The organism is Flavobacterium saccharophilum (assembly GCF_900142735.1).
Taxonomy (GTDB): Bacteria; Bacteroidota; Bacteroidia; order Flavobacteriales; family Flavobacteriaceae; genus Flavobacterium; species Flavobacterium saccharophilum.
This window is the reverse complement of sequence record NZ_FRBY01000005.1, coordinates 509,876-527,952: the sequence shown is the minus strand read 5'-3', so window position 1 is coordinate 527,952 and position 18,077 is coordinate 509,876. Positions and strand designations below refer to the sequence as shown.

The 18,077-nt window shown below is 32.8% G+C and carries 14 protein-coding genes; 8 read left to right on the top strand and 6 right to left on the bottom strand.

Annotated features, from left to right (window positions below; all coding sequences use genetic code 11):
• Positions 1-79 precede the first annotated feature (79 nt).
• The gene (locus tag BUA98_RS18245; RefSeq protein ID WP_072974836.1) at positions 80-6,361 is read right to left on the bottom strand and encodes an alpha-2-macroglobulin family protein; all 6,282 of its coding nucleotides are present in this window, start codon (positions 6,359-6,361) and stop codon (positions 80-82) included.
• Between the two features lie 131 nt (positions 6,362-6,492).
• Here BUA98_RS18245 and BUA98_RS18240 point away from each other — a divergent pair, with 131 nt between their 5' ends.
• Together BUA98_RS18240 and BUA98_RS18235 are read left to right on the top strand one after the other, a co-directional pair.
• On the top strand, positions 6,493-7,179 hold the full coding sequence (locus BUA98_RS18240) for a tetratricopeptide repeat protein (RefSeq protein WP_072974834.1): 687 nt from the start codon (positions 6,493-6,495) through the stop codon (positions 7,177-7,179).
• Positions 7,180-7,201: 22 nt separating this feature from the next.
• Complete coding sequence (locus BUA98_RS18235; RefSeq protein WP_072974832.1) at positions 7,202-8,557, top strand: UDP-N-acetylmuramate--L-alanine ligase; 1,356 nt, start codon at positions 7,202-7,204, stop codon at positions 8,555-8,557.
• A gap of 95 nt (positions 8,558-8,652) precedes the next feature.
• Here the strand turns inward: BUA98_RS18235 and BUA98_RS18230 are convergent, their stop codons facing one another.
• A complete protein-coding gene (locus tag BUA98_RS18230; RefSeq protein ID WP_072974831.1) occupies positions 8,653-9,279 on the bottom strand; it encodes a DUF1287 domain-containing protein in 627 nt (208 codons plus the stop codon).
• Positions 9,280-9,397: 118 nt separating this feature from the next.
• Here BUA98_RS18230 and BUA98_RS18225 point away from each other — a divergent pair, with 118 nt between their 5' ends.
• The 4 genes from BUA98_RS18225 to BUA98_RS18210 are packed head-to-tail and all read left to right on the top strand — an operon-like array spanning position 9,398 to position 12,021.
• Positions 9,398-9,859 (top strand): GNAT family N-acetyltransferase, encoded by a 462-nt coding sequence (locus BUA98_RS18225; protein WP_072974829.1) that lies wholly within the window; start codon positions 9,398-9,400, stop codon positions 9,857-9,859.
• A 10-nt stretch (positions 9,860-9,869) separates the two neighbouring features.
• A complete protein-coding gene (gene radC / locus BUA98_RS18220) occupies positions 9,870-10,559 on the top strand; it encodes a RadC family protein (RefSeq protein WP_072974827.1) in 690 nt (229 codons plus the stop codon).
• A 3-nt stretch (positions 10,560-10,562) separates the two neighbouring features.
• Complete coding sequence (locus BUA98_RS18215; protein WP_072974825.1) at positions 10,563-11,249, top strand: YjjG family noncanonical pyrimidine nucleotidase; 687 nt, start codon at positions 10,563-10,565, stop codon at positions 11,247-11,249.
• A 1-nt stretch (position 11,250) separates the two neighbouring features.
• A complete protein-coding gene (locus tag BUA98_RS18210) occupies positions 11,251-12,021 on the top strand; it encodes a hypothetical protein (protein ID WP_072974823.1) in 771 nt (256 codons plus the stop codon).
• A 14-nt stretch (positions 12,022-12,035) separates the two neighbouring features.
• Here the strand turns inward: BUA98_RS18210 and BUA98_RS18205 are convergent, their stop codons facing one another.
• A complete protein-coding gene (locus BUA98_RS18205) occupies positions 12,036-13,313 on the bottom strand; it encodes a replication-associated recombination protein A (protein WP_072974821.1) in 1,278 nt (425 codons plus the stop codon).
• Between the two features lie 154 nt (positions 13,314-13,467).
• On the opposite strand from BUA98_RS18205, the gene BUA98_RS18200 reads away from it, so the two are divergent.
• Together BUA98_RS18200 and BUA98_RS18195 are read left to right on the top strand one after the other, a co-directional pair.
• Complete coding sequence (locus tag BUA98_RS18200) at positions 13,468-14,232, top strand: rhomboid family intramembrane serine protease (protein WP_072974819.1); 765 nt, start codon at positions 13,468-13,470, stop codon at positions 14,230-14,232.
• A gap of 69 nt (positions 14,233-14,301) precedes the next feature.
• The gene (locus BUA98_RS18195) at positions 14,302-14,811 is read left to right on the top strand and encodes a hypothetical protein (protein WP_072974817.1); all 510 of its coding nucleotides are present in this window, start codon (positions 14,302-14,304) and stop codon (positions 14,809-14,811) included.
• Between the two features lie 5 nt (positions 14,812-14,816).
• On the opposite strand, the gene BUA98_RS18190 is transcribed toward BUA98_RS18195, so the two are convergent.
• From BUA98_RS18190 to BUA98_RS18180, 3 genes are all read right to left on the bottom strand, one after another.
• Positions 14,817-15,620, bottom strand: coding sequence for a DUF2490 domain-containing protein (locus BUA98_RS18190; RefSeq protein WP_072974816.1), 804 nt, complete (start codon positions 15,618-15,620; stop codon positions 14,817-14,819).
• A 50-nt stretch (positions 15,621-15,670) separates the two neighbouring features.
• Complete coding sequence (gene rlmB / locus BUA98_RS18185; protein ID WP_072974815.1) at positions 15,671-16,405, bottom strand: 23S rRNA (guanosine(2251)-2'-O)-methyltransferase RlmB; 735 nt, start codon at positions 16,403-16,405, stop codon at positions 15,671-15,673.
• Positions 16,406-16,489: 84 nt separating this feature from the next.
• Positions 16,490-18,064 carry a SusD/RagB family nutrient-binding outer membrane lipoprotein gene (locus BUA98_RS18180; RefSeq protein ID WP_072974814.1) on the bottom strand — a complete coding sequence of 525 codons (1,575 nt, stop codon included), beginning with the start codon at positions 18,062-18,064 and terminating at the stop codon, positions 16,490-16,492.
• Positions 18,065-18,077: the final 13 nt, after the last annotated feature.

Here is an 18,077-nt window from a genome sequence, read left to right as displayed (position 1 = left end):
ATGAATCTTATATTTGACTAAAATAAAGGTTTATTCTTTATTATATAGAAGAATGTTAGTTATTTATTTTAACGATTTTTTAATTCACCTTTACTCGAATCCCTTTAGTATGACTTGAAAATTCCGGAGCATACATACTTTCAATTGTTGTAATTCCGTTCGAGAATTCTCCGCTGTTATTTACTCTAATATCATATTCTAATACATAAGTTCCTTTGTTGATTCGGTCAAAAAAGAAATGAGTTGCAGCGTCTTTAGTACTCATATAATATCCTAAACGATCTTTGTATTGATATTCTGAAAGTACATTTACAGGTTCAAAACAAGAAGCTCTCATATCTTTTAAGTGAACATATTCTGTATCTTCTTTCGAAGTAATAATCAATCTTACTGTAACTAAGTCTCCCGTTTTTAAAGAATTTTTTGATGTAATTCTTTCTAATTGATCACCTTTCATAGAATTCTTTTTTAAATATAATTCTTTCGAAACGAATAAAACACCTCCTGAATTAGTTTTGATTTTATCTAAATCTTCAAAATATTGCCAGTACACACCACCAAATCCAGGAACTTTTGATTTGTTCTGAATATTTATAGAAGCCATTTCTTTTTTAACTTCATCAGCTTTCCAGTTCATTTTGATATATCCGGTTTCTGCTTCTTTTTCGTTTTGAGATAATTTTTTAGTCAGGATTTTTTGATCTCCAATTTTAATAATGGTATTGTCTTTTACAGAAAGCCAATCATTTCCTTGCATTAATAAAGCATAAATGGCTTCGGTAGTTGATTTTGTAGTAGGCCAGTTTTTGGTCTGTTTATTTTTTAACAACCAGACTTTCATTGCATCTACTGATTTGGTATCGTGATTCACTTCGGCGAAAGCCTCAATCAACAGAGCCTGAGTTTCAATTGGAGCCTGATACCAGTACCAGCCTGCTTTATTGGCAATCCAATACATTCCCCAATCTTCATTATTAGAAGAAGTTTCTTTTAAACTTTCAATAATTTTTTTAGCCGAATCACTTTCTCCAAAACGATTTAAAGCTAATGCAGCTAAACCTTTTTCGTAAAGAGAATACGAAAGCCAATCTTTTTTAGCCGTTTTCAAATACAATTTAGTTGCCTTTTTTAAAGTATCTGAAAGCGGATATTGGTCTACATAAAAACTTCTGGTATATAGATAGTGCAAATCAGAATAAGGATTGATCCATATAAGTTTATCAGTTGCTTTTAAGTTTTTCGTCTGACCTTTATAATATTCCAGGAATTTATTATCCAGAAACGGAATTCCGGTTTTGGCAATTGCATCAATTTTTGTGTTAGTATCTTCTCTTTTATTCAGTTTGGATAGATGACCTAAGCCAGCCAGAATATGTCGGGTAATGTATTCGCTTTCGTTGCCTCCGGTAAACCATGCAAATCCTCCGGATGGATTTTGCTTTTGTTTTAATTTCTCGAAAGTAGCTTCTTGCGAAGTTTTCATTTTTTCTAAATCAAATAGAAGTGCTAAATTCTTTTTCTTTTCGTCTTCACTTTGGGCATCATTTAGCCAAGGCGTTTCGGCCAAAATAATCGATTTTAATTCTTCGTTTTCTTCTAATTTTGAGTTCAATTTTGCATTTTTTCTCCAGTCTTCAAAAACAGTTGCAATCTTCGGATTACTAGAAATAATTTCTGAAGCCAAAGCATTCGAATAAAAACGGGCAAAAGTCTGTTCAGCACACTCATGTTCGTATTCCATTAAATAAGGCAAAGACTGAATCGCAATCCACGTCGGATTTGACGTATATTCCAATGTAAACTGATGGTTTCTTAAAGTCGAAGAAGTATTGTTTTTTAGATTCTCAAACGTATATTCTTTCGTTGAATTCTCACGAACCCAAATCGGAATACTTTCTGTAACCAGCATATTGTTCGTTAAAACCGGAAGTATATTTTCTTCTCCATCAGAGAAATCGCCAGATTTTGCCAAAATTTTATATTGAAGGCCTTGCAAACCTTCCGGAATTGAAATCGTCCAACTCGCCGTTGTATTTCCGAAAGCACCAACATTGAAATTTCGAACATTTTTTGTGTTCCCCATTTTAACATCAATTGGCTGCATGGTTACAGCATCAAAAAATTGCAAGATTGCGATTCCACTTTTTGCTTTATCAGTAACATTCGAAATTTTAGCTGAGATAACGATAGTATCTTTCTCTCTAAAGAAGCGAGGGAAATTCGGCAATAGCATTAATTCTTTTTGAGTTACTACACTTTTCTCCAAATAACCTGAAACAGCATCTTTGTTGTGTGCCAATAATCGAAGTTTCCAAGCCGTTAAGGCTTCCGGTGAAGTAAAATTGAAGCTTACTTTTCCGTTGGCGTCTGTTTTTAAATTAGGTAAAAAGAAAGCAGTTTCAGACAGGTTTTTTCTAGCTTTCACTTGGGTTAAGGCTTCAAGGGCTTTTTTGGTTGTTATGATTATGACGCCGTTTGCTGCTCTGCTTCCGTAAATTGCAGTTGCTGCCGCATCTTTTAAAACATCCATTGAAAGAATGTCTGCGGGATTTATGTTTTTAATGTCCACAACAATTTCTCCATCTACAATATAAAGTGGGTCTAGCCCACCTATGCTTGCCTTACCTCTGATTTGAATTCCTGGAGCTCGTCCAGCTAAATAAGCTGGTGCTGCTGCCGTATTATAAACTTGATTATCTTCCTGAACTACTGCAGCCGCAGCGCCAACTCCAACAGGCTCATCAACAGTTAAAACAGCATCAGGATCTCCTTTAATAGTTTCACTACCTACTTTTTTATCTTTAATTTCTGCTATTGTTAAGCCCAGTGAATCTCCATATCGACTATCGTAAAAATCAAAGCCAAACCAGTTTAATTTTGTTTCTTCTTTATAAAATTTACTAAATGTTAGATCTTCATCCAGGTTTTCTATTGAAGCATTTATTTTTTCAAATCCTAAACCAGATTTAAGATTGGAGGAATTGTAGCGGTAATTATTGATATTTAAAATATTCCAATCTCTCTCAGTAAACTGATCTAAAGAACTATCATACATTGATGCTAACACTTCTGCCTCAGTCTTAGCGTTGATGGATTTTAATTTAAAAGACCATTTCTCAGTACTTCCAGGTTCGATCTTATTTCTAAAACTTTCAACAATCAATTCTAGTTTAGATTCCGCCGTTTTTAAAGGAACGTCTATTTCATCATTAAAAATTTCGTTCTCAAAAATGCTTTGAAAACCCAAACGCATTGCTTTTTCAAATTCTTTTTTTAGCGGAATTTTGATTGTTACTTCATTGTTTTGTAAATGATAGGTATTTTCAAAATAGATCTGATTCCCATAGTTTCCGTTTGTAGTTATATAAAGATCTGGAATTACAGAAGAAAGTTTGACTTCGACAAAACCGTCTTTTTTAGGATCACTATTAATTTGTTCGGCAGTAAATAATTTACCCGGATTAAACTTGTCTTTGCTTTGTTTGATTTCAAAAGTTGAAACAGATTCTATAGGATTATTAAAAGTATCTTTTGCCGAAAAAACAATTTTATAATTTCCGGATTTATAATTCGAAATAAAATCTAAAGCTATTTTTTTGTCTTTTTCGGTATCTATTTTCTTTGAGAATAATAAAATTTCACTTTTTTTATCAGTTTTAATTTCACGGATTTCATAAGGAAATAATCGTTCAAAATCAGAGGTTGAAATAGTTTCGATTTCTGGTTTTGGCCAAACTTGTTCTTTGAATTTATTTCTAAATGGAGCGACGAAATACAATTTAATTTCACCTTTAGCAGCTAAAAATTCTCCGTTTAAGTTGGAACTTGTGAGGATGATCTCATTTTTGTTTTTAGTTTCAATGCGATCTGGAATACTTGCATTGATAATCAAATCATGATAACCTACTTTTACTATGGTTTCTGATGTGTGGGTTTCTCCATTAATATCAGTAACATCAGCCGTTATTCTGTAATTAAAAACAGGCAATTGTTCTTTTATTGCATTTTTTGAAGGTTTGGCTATAAATTCAATGACAAATTTCCCGGAGGCATCTGTTTTGGTTTCGCCCGTTGCAATAGTTTCATTTTGTTCCTGTCCGTAATAATTTCTAAAATAACTTGTAAAACGATTTACAGTATAAGTCACTTTTGCATCAGAAATATTGCTACCTGCAAATGCTTTTGCTGTTCCGTTTACTTTAATCGACTGATTTACTTGAAAGCTCTCTTTTTTAGGATCAAAATCTACTTTAAATTTTGGACGTTTGTATTCTTCAACTCTAAAGTTAATTCCAAAACTTTCAAGGATAACAGTTTTCCAGAACGATTCGCTGGCTTTGTTCTTTGTATAAATGTCTCCTGTTGCATAACCTTCAGGTCTTTTAACATAAATATTGAAATTACCGGTTAAGCCATTTTTTGGTAAAACGAATTCTCCGTAAAATGAACCAAATTCATTTGTGGTAATTTCAAATTCTTTAAGATTTTGATAATTAGCATCTTTAAGTATGATTGTAAAAGGAGTATTGGCAACAATGCTTGTTTTGTTTTCTTGCTTTTGAATTGCAATTCCTTTGTAAAAGACAGTTTGTCCCGGACGGTAAATCGCCCGATCCAAATAAAATTCGACTTTAGCGGTTAAAATCTTCTTTTCGTTAGTGGTATATTGCTGAGTATAGCGAATATAATTCCGGTCTGGTAAAATAGTATCATTCTCTAAGGTAAATTCAATTTGATCATTGTAAGAGTAGTTATTCTTTCCAATATAGGACGCTAAACCGTTTGAATCTGTTTTAAGTGTATAATATGATGATTTTATAGATACATTTTCCAGAGGTTTTCCTGTTTTTCGATCTATAACCTGAAAGTTTTCTTTGTTGTCTCCTTGTGAGGCCAGAATACTTAAATTTGAAACTGTCATAGTTTCATGTGCAAAAGCTTTTTTGTCTTTTAATCCGGAATCGCTTTCAAAATAAACTAAATAGCTTCCTGTTTCTAATTGGGGTAGGAGAACTTCTGTGGTATATTCAAAATAATCTTTTTTGTTTTGAAGCTGATAATCTTGGGTAGCAATTTTACTTTGGGATTTTATAATTACCTCAGTTAAACTATCTTGTTTAAGAATTAATTCTGAGGCTGAAAATTTTTTTAGGGTCTTTTGATCTATTTTGTAAAATGATATCTTTAAGTTATCAATGTTTTTATAGTTGATAAAAGCTCTGGTATTTTCTTTATTATAACTGTATTTTTGAAGGCGGACATCCAATGATTTAGCAACAACGTTTTGTTTTTGCTGTAGAGCACTTTGAGCTGCGTTAGTTTTATCATTGATCTTTATAATATTGTCATATATTTTGACAGCCTCAACTTTATAATCAGGATGTAATTCTTTTGAAGCTTGAGTAAGTAGAAGCTCAGCCTTTTTTAGGAGAATTTTTTGTGTAAGAATTGTGTCATTGGTCTGTTGTTGAAGTTCATTCAAGTACTTGTTTAAATCCTCAATAGATTCTGTTATAAAATCACTGCAAAATGTAATTCGGTTAAATTGATTTTCCAAAGAAGGATTACTTAATTCTAACTTCTGATATAAAGTTATAACCTTTCTAAGGTTCTCATCTTTTATAAAATTCAAGTCAAGTTTCAAAAATGTTTCTGAACTTCCTAATAGTTCATTTTTATGTACTGCGATTTCGCTATTTTGTATTTGCCATCGTTCTATTTTTTGAGTAAAAAACTCGATATTTTCTTTTAGCAGATAATTGTATAAGTTTTCGTTTTTTAGTTTCTCTAAAGACAAAAAATCAAAGATTGCCTGATAATTTGTGAGTGGAGTAGTTTTTAGAATTGATTCGTTTTCTAATGTTTTTTCGAGAGTTGCAAGAACTTCTTTTTCGGCTGTAAATTCAGTTGGCGGACTAATATAATCCTGAGATGAAGGAATTTCAACACTATCTGCTACAGCATATGCCGCTTCTTCTACAACTGTTGCAGCACTGTCAATAACCATGACAGCATAATCATAATTAGAGTAATTACTTAAGCATTTCGCATAAATCAAATTCAAAATTGCTTTTGATGGAATTGAAACCCGATTAATATCGGTTTTAAGATTTTTTAAGATCTTTGTCTTTGCATTTTCATCAACAACCTGAAGATATTTTGAGTGATAAAAAAAGCATTTTATCATTTGAACTTCATCTTTCCTGTTTACCGCTTTCTTGTAGATTTGGTCAACGATTTTGTTTGCTGATTTTATTTTACCTTCATTTTCATAGGATGCAACTTTAATCCATTTTTTATCCGTTTGTTGTGCAAATAAGGCTGTGGTGAATAATAAGAAAACAAATAAGATACTTTTCATAAGTCGATTGTAGTATATAGAGTGCGGTTTTGTCTAAAAGGTTGGGAAAACTATTAAAATAATTTTCGTACAAATTACTAATTTATCTCTAAAAGCAAATGATGCATTTTATATTTCCTTATTTTTGAAATATGAAAAAGCTACTACTTCTTTTTTTATTTCTGCCAATTGTAATTTGGGCGCAATCTAATTTTGAAAAAGCTGAAAAGTTATTTCATGCAAAAAAGTATAAAGAAGCTGAAGTGATTTTTCAGGAAAACCTAAAGTATTATCCCAATGATATTAAAACGCTCGAACGTTTGGCTGATATTTTTTCAGAAGAAAAGCAATGGGAAAAGGCAGCATCCTATTACAAAAAGCTGAAAGAGCTAAAGCCAACAGAGGCCGATTATTTCTATAAATATGGTGGCTGTTTGGGAATGAGAGCGATGGAGGTAAATAAATTCAAAGCTTTCGGAATGGTTGATGATATGAAAGCCGCCTTTGAAAAAGCAATTATTTTGAATCCGAAACACATTCAGGCCAGATGGGCATTAATAGAATTGTATTTACAATTACCCGGAATTGTTGGAGGCAGCGAATCAAAAGCAAATGCATATTCAAGTGAATTAGCCAGGATTTCACCCGTGGATGGTTATTTGTCGAAAGGAAGAATAGACGAATATTTTAAACGTTATGCATCGGCAGAAAAAAATTATTTGAAGGCAAATGAAATTGGCAAATCAAAAGTCACTTTTCAAAAATTATATAATTTATATTTGAACAAATTAAAAGATCCTAAAAAGGCCCAGGAATTGAAAAGAAAATTTGAGGCTTAAAGGCAATAAAAATTGGAATTTAATGAAAACACATTTCATCGCAATAGGCGGGAGCGCTATGCATAACTTGGCATTAGCATTACATAACAAAGGATATCAGGTTACAGGAAGTGACGACGCTATTTTTGAACCTTCAAAATCAAGATTAGAGAAAAAAGGTATCTTACCTGCAGAATTAGGTTGGTTTCCTGAAAAAATTACTGCTGATATTGACGCTATTATTCTTGGAATGCATGCGAAAGCAGATAATCCGGAATTGCTAAAGGCGCAGGAATTAGGATTGAAAATTTATTCCTATCCTGAATTCTTATATGAGCAATCTAAAAATAAAACCCGTGTTGTAATTGGTGGTTCGCACGGAAAAACAACCATTACTTCGATGATTTTGCACGTAATGCATTATCATAATATTGAAGTTGATTATATGGTGGGAGCACAATTGGAAGGTTTTGATACGATGGTGCATCTTACTGAAGAAAATGATTTTATGGTTTTGGAAGGTGATGAATATTTATCTTCTCCAATAGACAGACGGCCAAAATTTCATTTATATCAACCAAATATTGCTTTAATTTCAGGAATTGCCTGGGATCATATTAATGTGTTTCCAACGTATGAAAATTATGTTGAGCAATTTGAAATTTTCATTCAAAAAATTACCAACGGAGGTATTTTAGTTTACAACGAAAATGATCCTGAGGTGAAGCGTGTTGCTGAAGCAGCAACAAATCCAATTCGCAAATTATCTTATCATACACCGGAATATACAGTAAGTGATGGTGTGACTTTATTAAAAACTCCGGAAGGCGATATGCCAATTGAAGTTTTTGGAGCGCACAACTTAAATAATTTGGCCGGGGCTAAATGGATCTGTCAAAATATGGGCGTTGATGAAGCTGATTTCTATGAAGCAATTGCAAGTTTTAAAGGAGCTTCAAAACGATTAGAAAAAATTGCGGAAGGAAAAGGAAAAGTAGCTTACAAAGACTTTGCACATTCACCTAGTAAAGTGGCAGCAACAACTAAAGCCGTTAAAGAACAATATCCAAACCGAACTTTAGTTGCTTGTTTAGAATTACACACTTACAGCAGTTTAAATGCTGAATTCTTGAAAGAATATGAAGGAGCATTAGAATATGCAGATGTTGCTGTAGTTTTCTATTCTCCTGATGCAGTAAAAATTAAGCAATTGGAAGAAGTGACTTATGAGCAAATTGCCAATTCTTTCAACAGAAAAGATTTGATTATTTATACGAATCCTACTGAATTCAAAGAATATTTATTCAACCTAAATCTTGATAATTCTGCACTTTTATTGATGAGTTCAGGAAATTACGGAGGTTTGAATTTTGATGAAGTTAAGGAGTTAATGAGATAATTAGTCAATTATAAAATTAGATAATGTGCCGATTGCAGTTTATGCAGTTGGCACTTTTTTTTAAAAATTATCTAATTGACACATTATCTAATTATCTAATTTGTATAGCTATAATGCCCGACGATTTTATATTCGAATAAACAATCTTCTAATACTTGTCCTCCACCAACATTATGCACGATTAAATTTCGTTGCCCGTCTTTTGATTTTTTGCTGGTTACGATTCCGATGTGAGGTAATTTATCATTAATCATCCAGGTTACTAGTTCTCCTGTTTTATAATCTTTTCCATTTTGGGTTACTGGTAGTTTTGTTCCTTTTCTTTCAAAAAATACTTCTAAACTCGGAACTCTTCTGTGATCAATATTAGTGTCTGTTTTTGTCATTCCCCATTTTTTGAAGTTCGGATACAGAGAAAAATTCTCGATCATGTCTTCATGTACTTCTTTCTGTAAATCAATACCTAATTTTCGATAGGAACGAATGATTACATCGGTACAGACACCTTTGTTTTTTGGAACATCACCGTTAGGATATTTAATTGAAAAATAAGCAGGGTCATAATCTATGGAAGGATCAATAATTGAAATCGCCGCATCTGATAATTGTTGGCCAAAAGTTTGTGCTATTTCCAAATTGTTCTCGGCTAGAAGGATATTTTTCTCTTTATGGTTACAAGAGAAAAGTAAAATGCATATTATTAAAAGATGTATTGATTTCATTCTTCTTAAGATTAGTTTATGAATAGCTTATTTGTTTTAAATTTAATCATTTTAGCACTGCCTTTTATGAATGATTTTTCTTATTTTTTAATATATTAGCATTTTAAGATTATAGTAAATGAATTTAATTACAAAAGTTGTTAAGACGACAAGCGAGAACCCTGATTTTATGGATTTAATAAAGATTTTTGATACGTTTTTGTGGGAGCGTTATCCGGAATTGAAAAACGATTATTGGGAAAATAATTTAATCGAATTCAATCCGAATGTTTTTGTTATTTATTTGAATGATAAGGCGGTTGCTTGTGGTTGTTTTAAAAGATATAATTCAACTACAGTTGAATTGAAGCGTATGTTCGTTTCGCCAGAAGCCAGAGGCTTGGGTTTGGCTCAGAAAATAATAAAAGAATTAGAAGAGGAAGCAAGAACTCAGGGTTTTGAAACGATAGTTTTAGAAACATTATACAAACAAATCGAAGCAATTAATCTTTATCAAAAAGTAGGTTTTGAAATTGTAGAAAACTATGAACCTTATGTAGGTTTGGTAAATAGTGTTTGCATGAGTAAATCTATCATTTAATTTTAAAAAGATGGAGACTACTCATTTTCCTATTACAAATTGGTCTGAAGACGATCGTCCTAGAGAAAAATTAATGCTTAAAGGCAAAAGCGTCTTAAGTGATGCCGAATTGATTGCGATTTTGATTGGTTCGGGAAGTCGAAACGAATCTGCGGTGGATTTAAGTAAAAGAATTTTAGCGAGTGCTGATAATCTAAATGTCTTAGGAAAAATGTCCATTTCGCAGTTAATGAATTTTAAAGGAATAGGGGAGGCTAAGGCTATTACCATTATCGCGGCATTAGAACTTGGCCGAAGACGTAGAGCCGAGGACGCAGTTGAATTGGTAAAAATTACATCAAGTAAAAGGGTTTTTGAAATTATGCAGCCTATTATTGGTGAATTACCACATGAAGAGTTTTGGGTGCTTTTTCTGAATAATTCAAATAAAGTAATTTCTAAGTCGCAATTAAGTAAAGGAGGTATTTCCGGAACTATAGTGGATGTGCGCATAGTTTTTAAACTAGCTCTTGAAAATGGAGCTACTGGTTTGATTTTGTGCCATAATCATCCTTCTGGAAATTTGCAACCAAGTGATGCTGACAGACAAATTACTAAAAAAGTTAAACAGGCAGGTGATAGTTTAGATGTTAAAGTTTTGGATCATTTGATTATTACTGAAACAAAATATTATAGTTTTGTAGATGAAGGAATTTTTTAGATTATGAATACCACAATTACAGACGTTTTTTTCGATTTAGATCATACACTTTGGGATTTTGATAAAAATTCAGAAATGGCTTTTGATCGCATTTTCAAGAGTAAATTTCCAGAAATTAAAATTGAAGATTTCATTGAGAAATATGCTCCAATTAATCAAGCCTGCTGGAAGCTATATCAAAATGATCAAATTACTCATGTTGAACTTCGTTATAACAGGTTAAAGTTTTCCTTTGATGCTTTAAATGTTGAGATTTCAGATGAAGATATTAATACGATTGCCCATGATTATATCGAATTCTTAACAGATAATAATCACCTTTTTGATGGTGCAATTGAAGTTTTAGACTATTTAAAACCAAGATACAAATTGCATATTATTACCAATGGTTTTGCGAATGTTCAGGAAAAAAAGATAAATAATGCTCTGCTTTCAGGGTATTTTAATACGATAACAAATTCAGAATTAGCAGGTGTGAAGAAACCAAATAGTATTATCTTTGATTATGCTGTTAATTCGGCCAGAGCTTCAAAGGAAAATAGTATTATGATTGGAGATTGTCTTGATGCGGATGTTAATGGTGCATTGAATGCAGGCTTGGATGCTATTTTTTTTAATGAAAAAAAGATAGAAGCTCCAAAAAATATAAAACAGGTAAACCATTTATTAGAACTTAAAAAATATTTATAAGATGAGAATTAAATTTTTGTTGGTTGCAATTTTTTGCGCGGTTAGTGGATTCGCGCAATCTGTGAATGATTATAAAGCTGTTATTGTGCCATTGAAATATGATTTCATGAAAACAGAAAATCAATATAGAATGTCAACAATGAGTAAAGTGAATTTGACTAAAGCTGGTTTCCAAGCATTTTATGTAAATGAAGAACTTCCAGCAGATTTAGGAGATCGTTGTCAGCTACTGTATATGGATGTAAGAAAAGAAAGTGGTTTTTTAATTACAAAGCTCTTTGTAGAATTTAAAGATTGTTATGGGAAAATAGTTTACACTTCAGAAGTTGGGAAAAGCAAAGAAAAAGATTATGAAACTGCGTATAGAGAAAGTCTAAATATGGCGTTCATCTCTGTAAATGGACTTCATTATAAATATAGTGGAAAAGCAATAACTTCTACTAACCGCACAGCTGCTGCAGTTACTGCTCCGGCTGTCATGGTTGCTGCAGCACCAGCTCCGGCAACGAACAACTTAGTGGTGGTCGCCCCATCTCCGGATCTTAAAGATCCTAATTTGTTGTATGCACAGCCAACTGAGTCAGGTTATCAATTAATTGATAAAACACCAAAAGTGGTTATGAAATTACTTAAAACCTCTCAAACAAATGTATTTATTGCAATTAAAGACAATGTTCAGGGTTCTTTAATTTTGAAAGAAGATGGACAATGGTATTTTGAATCGTATCAAAATGACAAATTAGTTTCAGAAAAAATTGTAGTTAAATTCTAAATTAAAAATAGATTTTAATAACCGTATTTATCTTTCCAACGGTTCTTTAAAAATTCGCGGTTACTATTCTCTCTAGAATTGTTTCCCGGATTGTAAAGAACCGTTTTTTTTATGGCATCCGGCAAAAATTCCTGTTCAGCAAAATTATTGGCATAATCGTGAGAATATTTATACTCATCTCCATAGCCTAATTCTTTCATAAGTTTCGTTGGAGCATTTCTTAAATGTATTGGAACAGGTAAATCTCCTGTTTGTTTAACTAATTGCTGTGCATTACCAATTGCCATATAAGAAGCATTGCTTTTAGGAGATGTGGCCAGATAAATGGCGCATTGGCTCAATATAATTCGGCTTTCTGGGTAGCCAATAGTGGTGACTGCCTGAAAAGTATTATTGGCCATTATAAAAGCGGTTGGGTTAGCATTCCCAATATCTTCGCTTGATAGTATAAGCATTCTGCGGGCAATAAATTTAACATCTTCTCCACCTTCTATCATTCGGGCAAGCCAATAAACAGCTCCGTTAGGATCACTTCCTCGTATCGATTTTATAAAAGCTGAAACGATATCATAATGGTGTTCGCCACTTTTGTCATACAAAACCGTATTCTGCTGAACCAATTCAAAAACGCGATCATTTGTAATAATGATTTCATCTCCAGCCGAAGCATTTATAACTAATTCAAATATATTTAAAAGCTTTCGGCCATCTCCTCCCGAGAGCCTTAATAAAGCTTCAGTTTCTTTTAGAATAATGTTTTTGGAAGCTAATTCGGTGTCAGTTTTCATCGCTCGATGTAATAAGGCTTCGAGATCAGCTTTTGTAAAAGCATTTAATATGTAAACCTGGCAGCGTGATAATAAGGCGGGAATCACTTCAAAACTGGGATTTTCGGTGGTAGCACCAACTAAGGTAATCCAGCCTTTTTCGACAGCTGCCAAAAGTGAATCTTGTTGTGATTTGCTAAAACGATGAATCTCATCAATAAACAAAATGGGGTTTTTGGCTGTAAACAATCCACCACTCTGCTTGGCTTTATCAATCACATCACGGATATCTTTTACGCCTGAGTTTATGGCGCTTAAAATATAAAATGGGCGTTTTGATTCTTGGGCAATGATTTGTGCCAAGGTTGTTTTTCCCGTTCCCGGAGGTCCCCAGAATATTAGAGACGGAATAATTCCTTTCGAAATTTGTTGTGTCAAAGATCCGTTTGGACCAACCAAATGACTTTGACTAATATAATCTTCTAATTTCTGTGGGCGAATACGCTCGGCTAATGGTGCTTCCATTTTGTAAAATTACTATTTTCAATTTTAATTAGAAATTTTTAAAAGTTAATTACTCAAGAGTTAAGATTGAAAAGATTATGTTTAGCTGACAAATTATCAGTAAATTGTATTTGGATAGTTTTTTGATGTTCTTGCATTTATTAATTCCTAAAACATGAACGACAACCAATTTAAATTTTCAAATGCTGTTATTGGTCTTCCCGTATTATTTGTCCTTTTTTTATGGATAGTATATTGGTTCCAAATTAGATTTGACTTTGACTTTTATCAAAACGGAATTTATCCTCGGGATTTTTCTGGTTTACAAGGCGTTTTGTTTAGTCCTTTTATTCATGAAAATTTAGGGCATCTGTATAATAATTCTATACCGCTTTTGGTGTTACTAGCTGCATTGCAATATTTTTATTCCAGGCAGGCAATTTCGGTTATTGTGTATGGAATTATTTTTTCAGGGGTGATTACCTGGGTAATCGGTCGCGAAAATTATCATATTGGAGCGAGTGGTTTGATTTATGTTTTAGTCAGCTTTATTTTCTTTAAAGGAATTCAGACGGGTTATTACAGGCTAGTAGCTCTTTCTTTGTCTGTAATATTACTTTATGGAGGAATGATTTGGTATGTTTTTCCTGATGTAGATGCCACAATTTCATGGGAAGGTCATTTAGCAGGTTTCCTTACAGGATTTGTATTGACATTGTTTTATAAAACTCCCGAGTACAAAAGAGCTATTGTTTATGATTGGCAAAAGCCAGATTTTAGCCCGGAAGATGATCCTTTTATGAAACATTTTGATGAAAACGGGAATTTTGTTCCGGTTGAGAAGCATGTTGAAGAAGATGAATTTATTTTAAGTTATTTTAGTTCTGATAAATTAATTAATTACTCTGTAACCAGATCAGAATCAGAGGATAAAAAATAGAAGCAAATATTTTGTTTGGTTTTAAAACACTATTTTTGTTATAGATATTCTAATTCATCTCAATCTGCTATGAAAAATATAAGCTTTTTGATTCTTGTAGTTTTATTAGTTGTTAGTTCAAAGATATTTGCTCAATGTGATATAAAGAACAGATTGCTGGCTGATGGCACAATGGTGTATTATTTTGACCCTGCTGTTTTTTATACAACCAAATCAAAATCGCTAAAAATTAATATAGTAACAGATAAAGAACATTATTTCATTGCCTTACAGCCTACGCCATTTCCTCCTAAAAAAGTGGGAAAGAAAATAAATGATGATTTAATTGTTCATCTGGCTGATCAGAAGTCATACAAATTATCACATTATGATACTCAATATATGCGTAATGATTCAATAATGCAAGTGCTATATTTGATGGATGATAGGGATCTTGAAGCTTTCTCGAGGTTTGAAGCTGTAGTTGCTGAAATTAATATGAAAGGGACAGAATTTATTCGTGATTATAATTTTAAATTACATAAAAATGCAATAATAGAGCAGTTAATTTGCTTTTTGAAGAAGGAAGAAGATAGATAAAGTCTTTAGTCTTCGATAGCTTCAGTTTGTTTTTTAGGAGTCAATTTTTTACTTATATTTTCGAAAAAATTATTAAAAGTAATAATTAGAGAAGCAGCATTGATAATTTTATTACCTCCGTTTCTAGGAAGATATTCATTGGCGTAAGTCAATTCTACCTGAAAATCATCGGTGATTAAATATCCACCTCCCACATTTAGTCTATTTCGGTCAAAAAAACTTTCTCCAGTTACTTTCGCGCCAGATTTAAAGAATAGTTCGTCAAATGCAACTGCATAAATTACCCCTTTTCTTAAAGCTTTACTATTGATAGGTTGTTGGTATTTTATTTGCTGTCGATACCTTAGAACATCTTCATAATCATTATTACCATTTTTCATATGTCTGAGTTCCATTCTCATTCGGGTACTTAAAGTGTATCCTGTTTTATGAAAATAGTATATTCCTTGTAAAGCGAATCTCCATTCTGGGGATTCATATTGTCCAATTTCGGGTACATCTTTATTGTTAAAATAAGCCGCAGACGTTGAGAGTTTCCAACGAGGTGTTAGGTAATAATGTGCCCATACTGCTACAGATTGTTGAATATTTGATTGAAAAATATTTGATGAAGATTCTGTACTGCTATAACTGCTTCCAAGATTTAATTCTCCGGACCATTTTTTATTTATAGTTCTATTGAATTTTAATTCATTCCATGACTGTCCGTAAGTTTTACTTTGCGCATTGATCATTCCGCAAACAAAAAATGCCGTAATTATACAGCATATTTTTATAAGTAATATTTTTTGAGCAGATTTGGAAGACATCAATTAATAATTTGAATATTTATTTTGCCACCTTATATTTCTCAGTATTTTTAACTTCTTTGACGCACAGTTTCATATAAGAATGCTCCACAAGCCACGGAAACATTTAGTGATCCTATTGTTCCAAACATGGGTAGCTTTGCTTTTTCATCTACAATTTTAAGAACAGATGGGTTAATTCCTCTGTCTTCAGACCCCATGATAATTGCAACAGGTTCATTTAGAGCGATGTCGTAAATGTTTTGGTCTGTTTTTTCAGTAGCAGCAACAGTTTTTATTCCTGATCCTTGTAAATAAAAGATAGCATCTTTAATATGCTCAACTTTGCAGATAGGAACATTAAATACGGCTCCCGCCGAAGTTTTTACTGTGTCACCATTTACAGGTGCAGAACCTGCTTTTTGGACAATAATACCATTTACTCCAGTACATTCTGCAGTTCTGATAATTGCTCCAAAGTTTCTGGCATCAGAAATTTGATCTAATATTAAAAATAATGGTTTAGATCCAGAGGCAATAGTTGATTCAACCAAATGTTCTAAATCGATAAAACCAATAGGGGAGATTGTTGCAACTGCTCCCTGATGATTATTTGGTGTTAGACGATTCAATTTTTCAACAGGCACGTATGAAAAGTTTATGTTGGCACGTTTCATTACCTTCATTAAGTCTTTCATTAATTCACCAGAAATCTCCTTTTGTATAAATACTTTGTCTACTTCTTTTCCTGCCTGTATTGCTTCAATAATGGCTCTAATCCCAAATATTTGATGTTCTTTTTCCATACGGCAAATATAGGTATAATGTTTATATAAAAAAACCACCCTGAATGAACAGAGTGGTTTTTGGTATTATAGGGTTTGTTGGAATTATTTAGCCCAAATAAGTTTTGTGTCTAATTCATCTCCACCAATAGCAGCAGCAGCAGCAGCTACATTCTCACCATTTAGTTGTTGTAAACTAACTGGGTAAGTAAATCTTGCTGGCATTGCAGTTAAGTTATTTAACGCTAAGAAAGTGTAAGTTGTAACTCCCGCTTGTGGTACGTTAAATGCATATGATTGACCTGGTTGTAAAAGTGTATCAGGGTATCCTGTTCTTCTGTACTCAGCAAACGCTTCATAAGGTTGCATGAAAAGAGCAATGTACTTTTGAGTAATTACATTTTCTTCATTTGGCGCAGGTAAAGCAGTAACGTAAGCGTCGATTTTAGCAGTAGCTACTCCCCAACGCTCCATAGAAGCTCTAACACCAGCTTGGTATTCAGGAGCAGACCATCCTTTGCTTTCAGATACTAAAAATGCAACTTCAGCATATTCCATTAGGATTTCTGTGTAATCTTGCTTTAATACATTTGAGCTCCAGAATGAAGTATTTGGTCTTTGTCCAGCAGCTTGTGCACTTGTGATACCGTAAGGCATACCAACATATTGAGTTAAATCATCTGTTTCAGCATATGTATTATCTCTAACGGCTGTTTTACTAGCTGTTTTAGGAGCAGCATATTTTTGTAACCTTGGGTCAACTCCAAAATTTCCTAACTGTCCTTTTAATAAGTCAACAAGTGTGTTTGAAATAGCGAAATCTGTTCTGTTTCCAATGTAGAAATCATTGTAGAATGGACTTGGAAGTACATTGTCTTTTTGGTATTTCAATCCAACATTATCAGCATTAGATGTCATAACTCCTCCTGCAATAGCTTCAGTAATGTGAGCTTCTGCTCCAGGAACAACACCTTTAACTCTTGTTGCAATACGTAATCTCAAAGAGTTAGCAAATTTGATAAGTTTAGCTGGACTTCCAAAAAGTTTATCTCCTCTTGTGAAAACAACTGATTCAGAAGTTACAACCATTGCAGCAGCTTCTTTAAGTTCTTTCATAAGATCAGCATAGATCTTAGTTTGAGAAGCAAATTTTGGTTTTATGTATTTTTCAATTTGTAATGCCTGAAAGTCTGGATCGTTATTACCATAAGACCAGTAAGGAACATCTCCGTAAGCATCAACTAATTGTAAAAAAGTGTAAGCCAACATTACTCTCGCAGCTGCAATCTGATTATTCGGATTTCCGTAAATTTCATTTGCGGTTCTGGTCGTAGGATCAGTGTTTAAATCGATAATAGTTTTGTAATCTATTGCAGTTACATAGTAATCAGTCCACAAACTTTTGTTAGTCGCCTCTCTAAATTGAAAACGATCTTCTTCTGTGTAATTTCTCTGTGCAGAATACTGTACCCATGGTAATGCCATTCTTCCTGAAGAAAAACTTCCTCTTGCATTGGTCATTAGGTTGTAATTAGCACCATTGAAAATTCCGAAAGTAGTCGTTTGTCCAATTTCAGGTGCATTTGGGTTTTTGTTGATTTCTTCTAATTGATCATCACAACTTACAGTGGTAGTAAGTAGTGCTGCAATTGATAGTATTGATATGAATAATTTTTTCATCTTGATTTTTTTT